Source organism: Vibrio sp. 10N.222.52.C3, assembly GCF_041474195.1.
GTDB classification, from domain to species: domain Bacteria; phylum Pseudomonadota; class Gammaproteobacteria; order Enterobacterales; family Vibrionaceae; genus Vibrio; species Vibrio crassostreae_C.
The window spans coordinates 1-16,693 of the sequence record NZ_JBFRTQ010000158.1; the positions used below are offsets into that span (position 1 = coordinate 1).

A 16,693-nucleotide genomic window follows, 5' to 3' on the forward strand; every position below is an offset into this window, starting at 1 on the left:
TTCGTAGAGAGATAATTTTATTAATATTTATGTTGTTCACGTTTTAATATCCATATTTCACTTTTTATGAAGATGAATATCCTAGCTTTAACCAAGGTCAACTATTTGTGATGGCAATGTATAAAGTTATTTTAAATTCGTAAATATAGGAAACCTAGTGTCAATATCACGCTTTGTATTTGGTTATTGTTAAATTAATTGGATCAATGACTCATTTGCATAATATCAATAATGTAAGGCGTAGAGGCTAGGCGTAGTTAATAAGGATGAGAGCTCATCCTTATTATTGTGAGTAATATATCGAATTGAGAGAGTGTTAATTTAATGTGGAAATTAAGTTATTTATCAATTAGCTAAAAGCGAGCTGTTCGGTAATTTATATTGATAGGTATATCATCCATTTAAGGATAACACCCAAGCCAAAGACGCCAGCGGTTTCAATTCAATATTAAAACTGCCAACACTGTTCTCAATGTCGAGCACTTGTTGCGCTATGCCTTCAATATATTCATTGAGTATGTGACGACCATCAACTAATTTGAGTTTTTGGATTACATCACTTGGAATCTTTAAGTGAATATTTTCAGTGGTATGTTGGCTGAAATTAGCTGCAACAATGGTTAGCTCTTGGTGGTCAGAGCGCAGAAATGCGTAGACTGAATCACTTAAGTTACAGCACTGGTGTAAGTCTTGGTAATCACCTGTTATCGATGAGTGCTCTAGCGAAAAGTTCATTACCTTTTGATAGAAGTGACGCAGCTGCTTTTCGTTTTCGTCTAATAGCCCGCCATCGAATGCGCCGTGGTTCATCCATTTTTGATGCTGTGGGACACCGATGTATTCGAAGATGGATGTACGAGAGGGTTGTCCAAAGCCAGCGTTCTCCGCACCGGGTTCGCCGACTTCTTGCCCAAAGTAGATCATGGTTGGAGAACTACTCAATAACGCGCTGACTAGCATTGCAGGCTTCGCTATATTTGGGTCACCTACAAATTCAGGAGACGCGATGCGTTGTTCATCATGGTTATCCAAGAAGTGCAGCATGTGATGTTCAATATCCATCATTTGATGTTGGATTTTGGGGATGATAGCCGTGGAAGTATTGCCTAGCATGATGTCTTTTAGACCGTCGTACAGATCTACTTTGTCATAGAGGTAGTCCATTTTGCCTAAGTGGATATAGTCGCGATATAAGTCCGGTTGGTACACCTCAGCCATTAAAAAGGCATCTTGGTTTTTCATCTTTATAGATGAATTAAGGTAGCTCCAAAATTCGACTGGAACCATCTCAGCCATATCGTAGCGAAACCCATCAACACCTTTATTCAACCAAAACAAGGCGATATCTCGGAATTTAGCCCAAGAGTTAGGCACATAAACAGATTCCCAGAAACGGAAATGATCCATGTAATTGCGTTGAGCATAGTCACTCGGTAGTTCAGGGAAGTCTTTTGAACCGTCTGGTCGCATGCCATAATTGATTTTCACCGTTTCATACCAATCATCGAAACTAGGCTTGGCTAAACGTGAGCCGTTACCTGTCCATTTGGCGGGCGTCTCTATAAACGGGGAGTTTAGGTTGGGATGCTGTTCACCACCTAGCGGCGTAAAGGCGGGCTCTATGTCTGGCAATTCAAAGGTGCTGTTGGGAATGTAGTAGAAGTTATTGTCTTTGTGGTATTCCAGCGTTGTGTCATCTTGAGCGCCGAAGTCACTGACACCTTCTGGGTTGTTTAAGCCTTTATAATGACGCGCAACGTGATTCGGTACGATATCGATAATCACTTTTAAACCATTGTCGTGACTTCTTTTGATTAGTGCCTCGAACTCCTCTAGTCGGCATTCAGGGTTGTCTGCGAGATCTGGGTTTACGGAATAGTAGTCTTTGACGGCATATGGTGATCCCGCACGGCCTTTTACCACGCTAGGGTGATCGTCTGAAATACCAAGGTGCTTGTAGTCATTGATGAGCGCATGATGTGGCACTCCGGTATACCAAATATGAGTCATACCGAGTTTGCGGATTTCAGACAGCGCTTTGTCGGTAAAATCACTGAACTTACCGACGCCATTTTGCTCGATTGTGCCCCATGGAACATGTTGGGTGTTTTTATTGCCAAATAAACGCGTAAAAACTTGGTAGATGGCGTACTTTTGGTTGTACATATTTATAATTCCTTTAACTTCCATCATGTTATGTAGGGATGAAAGGGCTTGTTTATTCTTTGCAGGCTAACCGAATTACAATATGCCTTGCTCATCCTTATCAAAATCTATAGGGCGTAATTGCTACAGTATGTGAGCTGTTGCTCAAAAGGAGTCATGTTGTCTTCATCTATTCAAATCGTTATCTCCTATTTGGTTCTGGTGGCGGTGTCTGTGTTGTTTGCGGAAAGTTCTAAAGCGCTGTTGGTGTGGTATTTGGTTATCGGTTTCGTGACGTTTTTTGTGTACGCGAAGGACAAGCGAGCAGCGATCAATGGCAATTGGCGTGTGCCAGAGAAAACTCTGCATATTTTTTCTGTTGCTGGTGGCTGGCTAGGGGCGTTGATTGCTCAAGATAAGCTGCGTCATAAAACGCAGAAGCAGCCGTTCAGAGCCATATATTGGGTGACAGTGGCAGTGAATGTTGCGGCGTTTGCGTGGACGTTAACCCCGAGCGGGCAGGCGACGTTTGGACGTTGGCTTAGCGAGGTTATTGGATACTTGTAATGAAATTGATGGCTAGTAATCACTTACTAACCATCATAGGAAAGCTATTTTGTTATAACATCGGAATCGTTGAGGCTAACAGCAAGCCTGCCATACCGTAGTTGAAGCTTTTGATACGGACTGGTGTTGTTAACCAGTGTTGCAGTTGTTTACCTGCCGCTGTCCAGAATGTCACGGATGGTAAGTTGGCGAGCGTGAAGATACCTGCGATGATCGCAAGCTCCCACCATGAACTGCCGCTGCTATAAACTGAAATTGCCGTCAGCGCCATTGACCAACCTTTAGGGTTCACCCACTGAAAACTGGCAGCGCCGAGGAAGGTCATTGGTTTAAAAGCTTCAGTACTTTTCGCTTTGCCGCTCAATGCTATCTTGATTGCAAGGTACACGAGGTAAGCAAGGCTCAGGTATTTCAGTATTTGGTGAGTAACTGGGTACGCGTTGAAAATGCCCATTAAACCGAAGCCAACCAGCAGCAACATGGCTGCAAACCCTAGAGCAATGCCAAGCATGTGTGGAATAGTACGGGCAAAGCCAACATTTGCTCCTGATGTCATGAGCATGATGTTATTTGGACCTGGTGTGAAGGTCGAGACAAACGCAAACAAGGCAAGTGCGCTAAGTTGTTCTAAAGGCATTATGGTTCTCCAGCAGTAAAATGAACGAAGTGACTGACCGGTCATGACTTTCACGTGTTGAGAAACATAGTAGGTGGAAAGTGAGGCAATTATGTGCTTTTATTTCCTCAATTATCACTTAATGCACAATAATAAGTACTTATGGATAGATTTGACGAAAGGATATTGCAAGAGCTTAAATTGGACGGCAGAATCTCCAATATTGAGCTTTCTGAACGAATTGGTTTGTCGGCTTCAGCGACCTTAAGGCGAGTACAAGATCTCGAGCGTAAAGGGATCATTCAAGGTTACCGTGCAGTTCTGGATAATGGCCTGATGGGCGTTGGCTTTATTGCTTACGTTTCGATTGGTTTATCGAGCCACAGCAAAGCGGCTCAACTAGAGTTTGAACAGCATGTCAGTATGGAAAAAGAGGTGGTGGAGTGCCACAACATTACCGGTGCCAACGAGTACTTGCTAAGGGTAGAAACCAAAGATCTACCGGGCTATAAGAAGTTTCATGCCGATGTGCTTGGGGAATGTGCTCAGGTGCAATCTATTACGACTATGGTTGTGATGGATACCCCTAAAGACGAACGCTAGTCGAGTTTTATTTCAGGAGAGGCGCAGTGCCAAATACCAATCAGTTGTTATTGTTCTTAGATGTGGTTCAACAAGGGTCGTTTACCAAAGCGGCAACCTTGCACGATATGGACAACTCATCACTCTCTAAACAGATCAAAAAGCTCGAGCAAGATTTAGGTGTTCAGCTGCTTAACCGCTCTACACGCTCGTTTTCGTTGACGTCGGCCGGGGAAGATATTCTCGCACAAACCTATGTGCTGAAAGACACTATCAATCAGATCCAAGGAATTGCAGATTCATACCAGTCTGAACCCAAAGGTGTGCTACGAATTACTTCACCGATCTATTTTGGGCAGCAATATTTGCAACCTATCATCACTCAGTTCATGAGAAAGTACCCAGATGTTCAGATCGTACTTTCACTAGACGATAAGATCGCCAACATCATTGCAGGGCAGTTTGATATCGCGTTTCGCTTCAGTAAGCTTGTTGAATCGAATTTGATTGCGAAGAAGATTGCCGACAGTAATTTCATGTTGGTCGCGTCAAACGATTTTGTGAAGCAGCACGGTGAACCGAAAACGCCACAAGATCTACTCGCTCTACCTGCGGTGATTTATACCAATGGTGATATGACGGTCGACCATCTGCGCATTAGTGAAGAGCCGGGAGGTAATACCTTCCAGAGCCTAACGATTCGTGGCAACTATAAGGTGAGTGATGTTCGTACTATGGTGTCTTGTGTGAAAGATGGTCTAGGTTATGGCTTCCTTGATCAATCAAACCTGTATGCCTCAATGAAAGAACTTGGCTTGGTCACTTTACTGCCGGATTATCCGATCTCTACGATTGATACCGCAATCTACGCTGTCTATCCGCACCGTAAGCAAACCAAACTAGTCAAAGAATTCATCACTACGGTTCAAGACTATATTGGCTCTCCGACCATTTGGGAAAAGATGCAGCAAGATTAGCTGAATCTCTAATCGTTCAAACATAAAAAAGGAGCCAGAACGTCGAACGATCTGGCTCCTTTTTATTCCTCCGGCTATAGCTGATTTACAATGTAAAGCTTAGCTATATCTGGCGTGAATGGCTCTTTTACTAATGTCTATCAATGCTCATGAATAACTTCTTTACCACTTGGGTAGGCTTTTGAACCCAGTACATTACCGTCGACTTCTTTACCATAGTAACCTTGGTGGTTGTGGTAACGCTTAGCATTGCCGGTAACATCACCCTTGTATCTAGGATCTTGTGGGCGTTCATGACTGTTCACAAATGCGGCCACATCCCACGCATCTTGAATTGAAAGCTGTTCGCTCTTCCCTAGCGGCATGTTTTCGTAGATGAAGTAGGCTGCTGTATTTACACGGTGCATACCTGCACCCCAGTTGAACGAATTCTCGCCCCAAAGAGGTGGTAGGTATGAGCGACCATCCGCCCCTTTAATACCTTCACCATTTTGACCATGACAGGTTTGGCAGCTGGTTTGGTAAACCTTTTCACCACGAGCGATTGAGGGTTCTTGTTCAGGGTTTGCAATCTTAGGGTAGCCACGACCGGCAAGTTTACTGCGGTCATCGATTGGGTATTTGCTTAACAGTTCTTCTGGAAGAGGGAAGCTTTCAGCTTTACCACCAATTTGTAAATCAGCATCGCTGATCTCAGGAACGGGTGTGTCTTGCATGCCGTTCTTGTCTAAGATTCCCCCCATCGCCAGCCAGTATGAATAAGCCGTTAGTGCGACCATTTCTTTTGAACCCTCAGCCGGTGGCAGGCCATTCATTGAGTAGGTGAAGCAACCTTGGATACGTTCTGCGTAGCTGTTTACCTTGTCGTTCTTGGAACGATACGCAGGGTAGGCCATGTACGCACCCCAAAGAGGTGCTGCGTTAGGCTTCATGCCCGCTTGCATGTGACAGTTTACACAGTTTTGTTCATTGCCTACGAACGTACCACGCATCTGTTGTGAATCGACAAACAGCGAATAACCCAATTTTACTTTGTCGCCAAATTCCCCAGCAGGGATATCAACCAAGTCTCGTGGCACCAGATATTTGTTATCTTGAGGCTTCTCAACGGCTGGCAGTTCGGTTTGGCGATCGGGCAACTCTGCTTCGGCATAAGCGATTCCAGAGGCAAGGGTTGCGGTAATTAGAAGTAATGTTTTCATGCGAGCCCTTTAGTATCGGAAAGAGGCGAAGTAGTAAGACAGGTTTTTGATCTCATCGTCGGTTAACTTGCCCGCGATATTACCCATCATGTTCAAATCATCACCCTTACGAGTGCCATTTTTCCAAGCGTTGAGCTGAGTTTGAATGTAGTCGGCATGCTGGCTTGCTAGGCGCGGGAATTTGTCCACGCCCATACCGCTTGGCCCATGACAGGTTGCACAGGCTGGAATGTTTCTATCCCAATCGCCTTGGAATACAAGTTTACGATAGGGGTTATCGATATCAGCCTGTGAGCCGCGCTGCTCTAAATCGGTAAATTCGTATGAAGGTAGTGATGCAAAGTATTCTGCGACCTCACGACGAACAGCGGGATCAGATACACCGTCAGCCATTCCCTTCATGATCGCGCTTTGACGCTCACCACTTGAGAACAGAACCAGTTGATGTTCTAGATAGTCAGCATTGAGCCCTGCAAGCATAGGGGCAATGTTGGGCATGCCTTTACCGTCGGCTTGATGGCAGCCGCTACAAGTTTCTGCGGCTTCTGGCATTGGATTGGGTGCTGCTTGTGCAAAAGCGGATAAAGAAAGGCTTCCTAGAGCAGCGATGCAAAGCGTTAGAGTTTGAGTTTTAATTGTCAGCTTAGTCATGAGGCGTCGCTATTGGTTGTAATGCACGCATTTTCGACATAATTGGTTGTTCGCGCTATTGTGGATTTCCACATTAATTCACTTGGAACTTGAGGTGAGTCTCACATTAATAACCTCAGTTACCATAATGGTATTGATGTGAACTTCTATAGGTTGATCCAACTGCCGTTTATGAAATGCAAGGGAACTGCCATGTTCGCCTCGGTATAACTCCTTGTTAAGGCTCTTTTATGGCACCGATTGTATAAGCATAGCTGCTTTATGGATGCGGGCTAAAAAAGTTGTGGTGAAATGAAGATTACCTAATGGCTTTGGGTTGATTACTCTATCTAGAGCGGATGCTTTATCTAGATTGGGTACTTTATGTAGATTGGACGTTTATCCAAATAGGCTGCTTTTCTAGATCAAGGGGACGAAAAAGCAGAGCAACCTCGAATGACGAAGTTGCCCTGTTGTGTTCTCATCTGCAAATCAGATAAGGAAGTGTTTTGAATCAGTGATTAAGTTATAGCTTGCTGAGTTTAAGCTAGACCTTGTAGATCTTAGCCGGAAGCGCTTGTCTGGCTGCTGCTCCTACAACCCAATCTAACATGACGCCTTTGCCTTCTCTCGTCGGGTCAATCAAGCCTATATCATTGATGTTAACGCCATCGTTCGACTTCATCTTCACTGGTTGTTGTGCGTCACCAATCCAGTGTGCGCGTTCACCGAGCTCTTTGTGTCCAAAGCCGTGTTCAAAGCCTAATGTGCCTTGTTTGATGCCATCAATCACCATCGCCAACGCGTGTGTGGTTGAACTCGGTGTTTCAATGGCAAATACGTCGCCTGTTTTGATACCAGCAGAAGAGGCGTCTTGCGGGTGAATGTAAACTGGGTTCACTCCTTTGATCGACTCTAAGCGTGGTGATAAGTTAGACACCGCACTGTGAATGTTGGATTTAAAGTTGGTCAGAGTAAATGGCCAATCTTTGGTCGGGAACTGCTCTGCTAAAGGTGTGCCGTCTGCCAGCTTCTGTGGATACCATGTCGGGCAACCCATGTACTGTTCGCCACTGATGGTGTTGCGAGAGGTCCCCAGCTTCTCATTCCAGATAGCCAAAGGTTTGGTCCATTTGTACTTCATGGTTTCATTGGTGTAGGCATTGGTTGCGTCTTCAAAACGACCGCCACGCGCAAAAATGTACGCTACTTTGAGCATCTCTTCAGGCTTGAGCGTTTTGTTCATCACAGGCACTAGGCGCTCAAGACCAGACCAAACAATATCTTCCGCATCCACATTCGGCACGCCACCTTTTACGAACGCTAAGTTAGCAGCCGAGCGCAGGTAGAAGTCTTCAGCGCTATGAATACCGTGCCAGTTACCTTGATTGTCTTTGATTACGTTGTCGCCGAAGCCACCTAGGCCAAGCGTTTTTGCTAGATCAATAAAGAAGTTCTCTAGGTTGATGGCACGTCCGTCTTGAGTGCGGGAAGTTTTAGGCTCAACAATCGGCCAACGAGCGGTGATCGCTTTGGTCGCGACACCATGCCAAGGTGTTGCCATGCCCCAGCTCTCGTAGGTCACTGTGTCTGGCACTAGGTAATCCGATAAGGCAGTCGTTTCATTGATAAAGGCATCGATAGACACGATCAAGCCAAGCTGTTTGGGATCTTTAAGCTTCTCGCCTAGCAGGTTGTCTAAGCCTGGGACACCATATAGTGGGTTCGCCATGTGGTTGATCCACGCTTTTGCACGGTAAGGGTAGCCATCAATCGCCGCTGATAAATGCTCGGTTAACAGCGGTGCAGAGATTGGGTACCAAGGCGCGCGTGTTGGGTAAGGTGATTCACCTGCCGCAACGCGACGTTTGTATTCGCTGGTCTTGTGATATGGGAATTTGCTGCGAGATAAGAACACGCCCTGTGGCTTGGTCTTGCCTTTAAACTTTGTAAAGTCGTAACGAGGACCTGCAACCGAAGTCGGGTAGCCACCCGCTTTCGCCATCGCACCGCCTTTCGCGTTGATGTTACCGATCAGCGCGTTCAGCATTAAGATAGAGAACGAGTTGTAGAAGCCGTTGGTGTGCATGTTGCCACCGTGAGTATCCACGACTGCTTTCGTCCCGTAACTGGTAAAGCGTTTCGCTAGCGCAATAATTTGGTCCTGCGGGATCTCACACTGCTCACTGTAGTATGCAAGGTCATATTTGAAGGCTTCTTCCTTCAATCTTTGTAGAGAAGACTTAACACGAACAGTCTGACCATCAACTTCTACGTCTTGATCGACGAACAGAGCCGCTTCATTCACCTGAAGATATGATGCTAATAGTGACGTTGTCACATCAAGTGCGATAAATCCGTCATCGTCAGACATCGGTTCGCCTGTTTCTAGCAACCCTATATCCGATGCACGAAGCATACGCCCATTTTGTGGGTGCGACTCGTCACTGATCACAAGGTGAGATGCATTACACCAGTGTGTGGTGCCTGCTTGCTTCATCGCTTGCGCACTTGGGCGAGACAAGAAGTCGTGATTGTAGCGCTGGTTGTCGATGATCCATTGGATCATGCCCAGAACTAATGCTGAATCGGTGCCCGGTTTGATCGGTAGCCAGTTGTTGCGATCGCCCGCCGCAAGGCTTGACGATCCTGCCGGAAGGCTTGGAGTCACAATGGTGTAGCTCAGTTTTCCGTTGGTACGAGCCTCAGCCAATTGTCTCGCTTGGCGCTTAAACGGGTTACCCGCTTGAGCTGGAGACATGCCGATGAAAAGAATGAACTCTGCGTTGTTGAAGTCGGGTTTTAGGTGCGAGAACTTGTCTAGATCGTTCATGATCGCGCCAGAACCTGCACGGAATGCGTAGCCACAGTAAGAGCCGTGGTGACCGAAGTTTCGTGTACCATAGCTGTTGAATGCAAAGCGCTTCAAGATGTCATCACGGCCTTCATTACCAGCATTCGTCACCAACAATTGGTTGGCTTTTGGACCGTATTCAGGGTTATTTGGATCAAGTGGTGTTTCGATATCGCGAATCGATCGTAAGCCTTCCACTTCGCCTTCACCGAACAAGTCACCACCTTCGGTGATCTCAGTGATTAGTTGCTCGTAGCTGATCGGTTCCCACTTGCCTTCACCACGTTTACCGACACGTTTGAGCGGTTGAGTGATTCGGTATGGGCTGTTTTGAATCTCTAACATGCCATTACCACGGGCGCAGGCTGTCGAACGATTATTGATACCGGATTCTCCAGACAAGCCAATGTAGGCGTCTTTTACCGGTGTTTTGAACGGGATTTGCTGATCACTTGATAGCGGATGGTAGGGATTGCCCGAGATACGCAAAATTTCGTCATTGCGATTATCGATACGTACACGCAAGCCACACAGTGTCCAACAACCGAAACACATTGATGGTGCTACGCGCTGATTTGGATTAGGCGAGATCTTATCTTGTTCATCGACACTGTATTCCGTCTCTAACGAATTACCGTGGTGGATGTGGTTGGTTTTCTTACCCGCGGTGCCATCAAGAGCACCGTGAACCATGTGTTTTGTGGTTGTCGCATAACCTGCAGCAAAAGCTCCAACACCACCGGCAGCAAGGCCTGCTTTTAAAAATTGACGACGTTTGTTATCCATGATGATTCCCCAGACTACAAGCTATGTGAGCGGTTAAGTGGTGACGATGTTTTTTGAGCTGATTTAGCTGATATTGTTTTTGTCGATACGATTTCAGAGGCAAACAACGCAAGCGCTAACCAAAGGCCACACATACCAATAATGCCAAGTAACCCAGCGCTACCCATAGGCAGTTCATAAGGGAATGCACCCACATCGAAACGTGGAATGGTTTGAACTTCCATCATGGTGACCCAACGTACCGCCCATGCAGAAACTATGGTCGCAAGCGCAACACAGATAATTCCTAGCTTACTTTGCGATAGGCGTTGCAGTGGTAGAACCAAGATCATGCACAGCAAAATGCTGGTGGTCATGATGCCTAAATTGATGCCCCAAGCGTCGTTCTCATACAGGCTGAAGTGACCATGGTTAGATGCCCAAATCGACGTGAGAATGATGGCAAGGCCACCCGTTAAGGTAATGGTTCTTTGTATCAGAGCTAGGTCTGTTGGTTTTAAGCTTGGTTTGCTTGAAGGCAGCAGAGCCCAAATCAACAGCGTTAAACCTGTAGCAGCAAAGAATGCGGTCGTGAACCAAAGTAGTGGAGAAGCCGGTTGATGCCAAAGCGGTCGGCTCGCCAAAATCGCAATCTCTGCGCCTGTATAAAGCGCGATGCTTAGGCCCGAAATAGCCGTCACAGCAGCGAGTGCAATCATCAGCTTTGATGATATTTGCCATTTACCTAGCGTCAGCCAAGACAAACGTTTTAGAAGTGGGTTTTCACTCTCTTTGAGCTGTGCGATGTCATCACACAGGTAAACCCAAGCAGTCGCAACAGCCAGACCAGAAAACAAAGGTAGAAACAGAGAGCCCAATGACATCCATGACCAAGGTGTGATGTGAGCATAGAAGTGCCACGCACGTCCGGGTTGATGCAAGTCACCAGTAAGTGCTAATGGCCCAACAATCGCGCCGATGGCCATCACAAGCACAAGGGCAGAACGAAATTGGTGGCTGGTTGAGTTCTTGAATATCAGTGCAATCAAAAACAGAATAGCGGCCGCGTAAGCCGAACCAATGTAGAAGAAATATTGAACCGCCCACGGTAGCCAAGCGATCTCTTGAGCGGGAACTAACACCTCAGTGATATTCATGCTGTCTCTCCTTGTTTGCCTTGTGTCGCGATTGCCAATTCTTGTTTGCTAGAGGATGAGTTATCGATGGCGGCTGGATCATAAATCGCAGGTTGGCCTTCAATGTGGCTAACGAATCGCTCATTCATGCCGATATAGAAAACATGTGGGTTGGTATTCTGCTCTGGTTTAAGCACTTTTATGTCGTCTTGGTTTTCATTGAGCAGGCGGTTAATTTCGCTGTTTGGGTCTTTGAGGTCACCAATGACACGCGCACCACCAACACAGGTTTCTACACAAGCGGGCAGTAAGCCGTCTTCAAGGCGGTGTGCACAGAAGGTACATTTGTCTGCGGTAAGGGTGTCGTTATTAATGAAACGAGCATCGTAAGGACAAGCTTGAATACAGTAAGCACAGGCTACGCAGCGTTCATTGTCGACCATGACAATGCCGTCTTCGCGTTGGAAGGTCGCTTGAACTGGACAAACCTTGATGCAGGGAGCGTTGTCACAGTGATTACAGAGGCGAGGTAACATGAAAGATTTCACGTCTTGTTGAGCAGTCGAACCATCATCAAGGGAGACTTCATACTGTTTTACGGTGGTTCTGAACTGGCCAATTGGTGCTTGGTTTTCAACGCTACAGCCAACAGTACACGCCTGACAGCCAACGCACTTACGTAAATCAACCGCCATGGCGTAGCGTTTACCTACTTCGCCTTTGCGGTCAGGTTGGTTGTTATTGCGAATGGCTGTGCTTGCGACTACGGTGTTGATTCCGGTGATGGGAATGAGCGCAGCACCAGCGGAAACCTTGCCGAATTGGCTGAGAAACCGTCTTTTCAATGAGTCCATGTTGGTACCTATAAATGGGTATTCTATCTGTTGGGCTCATTGTCAGATTTTGGGCGTACGCGGGGTATTGTGGATTTCCACATACCCAGATCAAAGTTGATCTAGAACAAATGTGGTTTTACCAATCTAGTTGTTATGCTTTGTTTTAGAGGCTTATTTAAGGCGCTCAAGCATGAGCTAAGCGCGAAACACGCCGCTGACATAAAATGAATCGAGAATAAATTGAATAAACAGTCCGTTTGGAGAAAGAGATTTCAGTGACAGTCAGAAACCTAATGACAATCGTTGGCCTTTGTTGGTTGAGCCTAACCGCAGGCGCGTGTTTAGCGGCTCAATCGGAGCAAGAGATTGCAACGACAAGCACTGTTGAGTCTGAGCAAATCATAGAAGTTGGCGTGTTGGCGACTCGAGGTAAGCTTTCCGCTCAGCAGCGTTGGCAGCCGACAATGGATTGGCTGTCTGAGCGCATTCCCGGAAAACACTTTGTTCTCAAGCCTTTCAACTTGGAAGAGATGGCCGAAGCGGTAAAAGATGTCACTGTTGATTTTGTTATCACCAACCCCGGTCAGGCGGTTCGATTAGGACGTCAATACGCGCTCTCTTGGATGGCGACCATGACCAGTCACAATTACGACGATCAAGGTGTGAGCAGCACGCGCAGTATCGGTTCTGCATTAGTGGTCAGAAGAATGTCACCGTATATCTCGTTTGAGCAACTTAGTGGAAAGCCGATTGCTGCTGTCTCTGAAAATGCGTTTGGCGGTTACTTGACTATGCGTTACCAAGTAATGCAAGAAGGGCTGAACCCTAATCACTTTTTCTCTAATACTCAGTTCTTGGGTTTCCCTATTGATGCCAGTTTGTACCAACTGCGAGAAGGACACATTGAGGCGGCAGTCGTCCCTGCTTGTTTGGTTGAAAACATGATCAGCGAAGGTTTGCTGGTGGCTAGGCAATATCGAATCATCGGTAATCAAGCGCCTGAAGGCTTCCGATGCCAAGTGTCTACACCTCTGTATTCTAATTGGTCGTTTGCCAAAACAGAACGAGCCTCTTCGGCACTGGCTAAACAAATGAGTCAGGTGCTGTTTTCGATGCCAAAGAGCAGTGCACCAGCCATTGCAGCGAATGCATCGGGCTGGACTTCACCGACAAGCTTGCTGTCGATCGACAAGCTATATCAACAACTCGACATGCATCCACTGCAACAACCTTGGTGGAAAGAAGCGTTAATCTGGCTCAAGTACAATCAACAGTGGGCATGGGCGTTCTTTATTCTCGTGGTGTCTCTGAATGCTTACCACTTCTGGCTAGAATACAAATTCAGTCGCAGCAAAAAGCAACTAGAAGCGACGCTGTACAAGCTGAAAAGTAAGAGTGAACAGCTAGAGCACTCACAACGTATCGCGGTAGTTGGTGAACTGGGAAGTAGCTTGGCACACGAGATTAATCAGCCTTTGGCAGCTATTCGGAATTATAGCGAAGGTGGTTTACTGCGGATTTCGAAGAACAAACCGCTGACTGACATAGAGCCTGTATTTGAGAAGATCCAGTCGCAAGTGGACCGTGCTGATGCGATCATCCAGCGCTTAAGAAACATGATCAAAAAACGCTCATCAGATAAATCTCAAACTGATATAGAAGCTCTTCTTACAGATACCATCGAGCTACTGCAATTTCGATTACAGAAACACAAGATAACCATTGAACGTTATGTCGTGGGTAAACCTATCACGCTACATGTTGACCCCGTCGGATTGCAGCAGGTGGTTGTAAATTTGATCAACAATGCGACGGACGCGTGTAATGCTCAGATGCATCGCGAACAAAGCGCTACGTCTGATATTGGTAACAAAAACAACGAACCATCGACAATTAAAGTGATTACCGAGTATCAACCGGATAAAATAATGTTGTCGATTATCGATAACGGAACGGGCTTAGATTTCACTGAACAAGAAGTGACTCAAGCCTTTGTGAGCAGCAAAGAAAATGGCTTGGGGCTTGGGCTCGCGATTTGCCAAGATGTTATTGAAGATCACAGTGGTCAAATGACGATCACGTCACTCACCCCACATGGATGTCATGTTGCGGTGACACTGCCTTTCTCTCTTTCAAATGATTCATAAGGAATCTTGTTATGTCTGAACTTCATCAAAGGCTTCCTGTCTATGTGGTTGATGACGATGAGTCGATGCGCGATTCGTTGGTGTTCTTATTAGAAGAGCATGATTTCACTGTGTCAGCTTTTGAAGATGGCCCCAGTTTTTTAGACTCAGTGGACTTGAGTGCGCCGGGTTGTGTGGTTTTAGACAGCCGCATGCCAGAGATGAGAGGGCAGCAAGTTCATGAGTTGATGGTAAAAGCGCAGAGCCCACTGTCGGTGATTTACCTGACGGGGCACGGTGATGTGCCAATGGCGGTTGAAGCCTTACAAGCCGGCGCGGTGAATTTCTTTCAAAAGCCAGTTAAAGGCAATGAGTTAGCTGAGGCGATCAAGCAAGGTTTGGACGCTTCAGAAAAGCACTTACACATGAATGTGTATCGCCAAGCGTACGCGTCGTTAACCGAGCGTGAGATAGACATCCTCAAACAAATTATCGACGGTAAGCGTAACCAGAAAATAGCCGATGAATTGTGCATTGCCATGAGAACAGTGGAAGTACACCGAGCAAGCTTGATGAAGAAATTCTCAGCGAAGACGGTTGCCGAGTTGGCTTACATTTATGGGCAGCTTACCTAACCATAAGTGTAAGAGATAGAGAGTGGAAAATCATTCCCTTTACTACTGATTTTTTGGTGAAAGGTAGTCTTCATAAGTAATCGATATTGAAGCAAGATCACACCATTTATGGAGTGCATACGGATAGGTCTAAGTAGACTTTTTATCGTTATGTATTCCTGAGATACTGAACTGAGTTCATTTTAGGGCGGAACGTTTTAATAACGGCGCTTTTCCCTGTAATTCGAAACATTCACTATAGGTTGATAACTCCTCGACACCGAGGCTGGTATCAACCGAGTTAGGTTAAAATATTTTATGAGTACAATGGGAATCGCAATTGGTGCGACGGCTCTTTCGTTAATACTTGTCGCCGTGTGGCTGATCTCTTTATCGCTAAGAAAGCAGCGCTTGGAACAAGAACGTAAGGCTCGTGCTGTCGCTTACCGAAAAGCGATTGAAAAAGCGCGCATACAAGAGCAAAAAGAGCGTCACTTCAAAGCCGAAACCGGCCATGTACCGTCGATTCTGTATTTGGCAAAAGAAGCGGAACGTAACAATATTAAGGAAGCTCTGTATTGGTACGACAAAGCGGCGCAACTCGATAATATCAATGGCATGTACGGCATTGTGCGCCTAAGCATGAAGCGTAAAGAAGACCTGATTTTAAGAGAAAAAGCCAACTTTTGGCAGCTTGCGATATCCGCATTGGACAATGACGTATCGGCGAAATTCGAGATGGGCAAAGCGCTTGTCTTTGGTCGCGGAACCGATAAGAACATCCCTAAGGGTTATACCTATATTGAAGAGTCTGCGGCTGGTGGTAATACTGAAGCGATGCTGTTCATTGGTGACTGGTGTCTAGATAAAGAAAACCCAGACTACTCTGCCGAAAGCTCTGTCGAGTGGTACCAAAAGGCCGCGGAAAAGAATAGCTTAGACGGCAAGATCAAACTTGGTATGAGTTATTTGAACGGTGTGGGTGTTGAGCCTAACCATGGCGAGGCTGTTTACTGGTTTGAGACGGCCGCAGAAAAGAACAGTGCAGAAGCGATGTTTAGAGCAGGTGAAGCTTGGATTGACCATGGTGAACACGGTAATGCCATTGCTTATATCTGGCTATTTCTATCGGCTCATTTTGGTTACTCAGAAGCCAAGCATTTGAGGGATAAAGTAGGCGGTGAACTCGGTGTGGATGCCGTCGTGGGCTTACAAGCTCTGACTAAACCGATAATGACCAAGCTGACACAAGAAGCAATCACTAAGCACTCAATCATTAAGGCGCTCAACAAGCTCTACAAACGCAATGTCCCTGTCCCTAAGAAGGTTAAAGAAGCGTCCGATGAAGAAGGTGAGGAGTTAAATGTCGATGGTAGTCATTTAGAGACCAAAGCGTCGAGTGAGCAAGGTTCTAACGTCGATTACAGCCAGCAGGCGACGCCAAACCATGATAGCGGTGCTGCGAATCAAGGGTCATCCAGCGATCAAGCAACGCATAACAAAGAAGCAAGCCCTAACTCTCTAGATTTCAGTCAGGCAGCCGTGGATCCAAGCTGGAAAAGCAACCACTAAAACGTGTTGGTTAGCTTTGATGAGTTAGACAAGAATGACTGAAGCTGTGAAGCTATAAATCTATAAATCTA

At 46.2% G+C, this 16,693-nt stretch carries 13 protein-coding genes; 6 read left to right on the top strand and 7 right to left on the bottom strand.

Annotated features, from left to right (window positions below; translation table 11 throughout):
- Nucleotides 1-393 precede the first annotated feature (393 nt).
- A complete protein-coding gene (locus tag AB4517_RS20460; protein ID WP_372149695.1) occupies nt 394-2,166 on the bottom strand; it encodes an alpha-amylase family protein in 1,773 nt (590 codons plus the stop codon).
- Nucleotides 2,167-2,322: 156 nt separating this feature from the next.
- Here AB4517_RS20460 and AB4517_RS20465 point away from each other — a divergent pair, with 156 nt between their 5' ends.
- Nucleotides 2,323-2,712, top strand: coding sequence for a DUF1294 domain-containing protein (locus AB4517_RS20465; RefSeq protein ID WP_136979052.1), 390 nt, complete (start codon nt 2,323-2,325; stop codon nt 2,710-2,712).
- A 52-nt stretch (nt 2,713-2,764) separates the two neighbouring features.
- On the opposite strand, the gene AB4517_RS20470 is transcribed toward AB4517_RS20465, so the two are convergent.
- Nucleotides 2,765-3,349 (bottom strand): LysE family translocator, encoded by a 585-nt coding sequence (locus tag AB4517_RS20470; RefSeq protein ID WP_017064223.1) that lies wholly within the window; start codon nt 3,347-3,349, stop codon nt 2,765-2,767.
- 141 nt (nt 3,350-3,490) lie between these two features.
- Here AB4517_RS20470 and AB4517_RS20475 point away from each other — a divergent pair, with 141 nt between their 5' ends.
- Together AB4517_RS20475 and AB4517_RS20480 are read left to right on the top strand one after the other, a co-directional pair.
- The gene (locus AB4517_RS20475) at nt 3,491-3,931 is read left to right on the top strand and encodes an Lrp/AsnC family transcriptional regulator (RefSeq protein WP_009845852.1); all 441 of its coding nucleotides are present in this window, start codon (nt 3,491-3,493) and stop codon (nt 3,929-3,931) included.
- Between the two features lie 26 nt (nt 3,932-3,957).
- The gene (locus AB4517_RS20480) at nt 3,958-4,887 is read left to right on the top strand and encodes a LysR family transcriptional regulator (protein WP_017064224.1); all 930 of its coding nucleotides are present in this window, start codon (nt 3,958-3,960) and stop codon (nt 4,885-4,887) included.
- A gap of 140 nt (nt 4,888-5,027) precedes the next feature.
- Here AB4517_RS20480 and AB4517_RS20485 read toward each other — a convergent pair whose 3' ends face one another.
- The 5 genes from AB4517_RS20485 to dsrO all read right to left on the bottom strand — a co-directional run bounded on the left by AB4517_RS20485 (nt 5,028) and on the right by dsrO (nt 12,328).
- Nucleotides 5,028-6,089 carry a c-type cytochrome gene (locus AB4517_RS20485; RefSeq protein WP_372149699.1) on the bottom strand — a complete coding sequence of 354 codons (1,062 nt, stop codon included), beginning with the start codon at nt 6,087-6,089 and terminating at the stop codon, nt 5,028-5,030.
- Between the two features lie 9 nt (nt 6,090-6,098).
- On the bottom strand, nt 6,099-6,740 hold the full coding sequence (locus AB4517_RS20490; protein ID WP_017064226.1) for a c-type cytochrome: 642 nt from the start codon (nt 6,738-6,740) through the stop codon (nt 6,099-6,101).
- 526 nt (nt 6,741-7,266) lie between these two features.
- On the bottom strand, nt 7,267-10,359 hold the full coding sequence (locus tag AB4517_RS20495; RefSeq protein ID WP_372149701.1) for a tetrathionate reductase subunit A: 3,093 nt from the start codon (nt 10,357-10,359) through the stop codon (nt 7,267-7,269).
- Nucleotides 10,360-10,373: 14 nt separating this feature from the next.
- Complete coding sequence (gene nrfD, locus AB4517_RS20500; protein WP_372149703.1) at nt 10,374-11,495, bottom strand: NrfD/PsrC family molybdoenzyme membrane anchor subunit; 1,122 nt, start codon at nt 11,493-11,495, stop codon at nt 10,374-10,376.
- Nucleotides 11,492-12,328, bottom strand: a complete 837-nt coding sequence (gene dsrO, locus AB4517_RS20505; protein WP_229648270.1) for a sulfate reduction electron transfer complex DsrMKJOP subunit DsrO — start codon at nt 12,326-12,328, stop codon at nt 11,492-11,494. The genes nrfD and dsrO overlap by 4 nt, the downstream gene beginning before the upstream one ends.
- A gap of 257 nt (nt 12,329-12,585) precedes the next feature.
- Here dsrO and AB4517_RS20510 point away from each other — a divergent pair, with 257 nt between their 5' ends.
- From AB4517_RS20510 to AB4517_RS20520, 3 genes are all read left to right on the top strand, one after another.
- Nucleotides 12,586-14,457, top strand: coding sequence for a PhnD/SsuA/transferrin family substrate-binding protein (locus AB4517_RS20510; protein WP_372149705.1), 1,872 nt, complete (start codon nt 12,586-12,588; stop codon nt 14,455-14,457).
- Between the two features lie 11 nt (nt 14,458-14,468).
- Nucleotides 14,469-15,071 (top strand): response regulator transcription factor, encoded by a 603-nt coding sequence (locus AB4517_RS20515; protein ID WP_048609831.1) that lies wholly within the window; start codon nt 14,469-14,471, stop codon nt 15,069-15,071.
- Between the two features lie 306 nt (nt 15,072-15,377).
- Nucleotides 15,378-16,622, top strand: coding sequence for a tetratricopeptide repeat protein (locus tag AB4517_RS20520; RefSeq protein WP_017066614.1), 1,245 nt, complete (start codon nt 15,378-15,380; stop codon nt 16,620-16,622).
- Nucleotides 16,623-16,693: the final 71 nt, after the last annotated feature.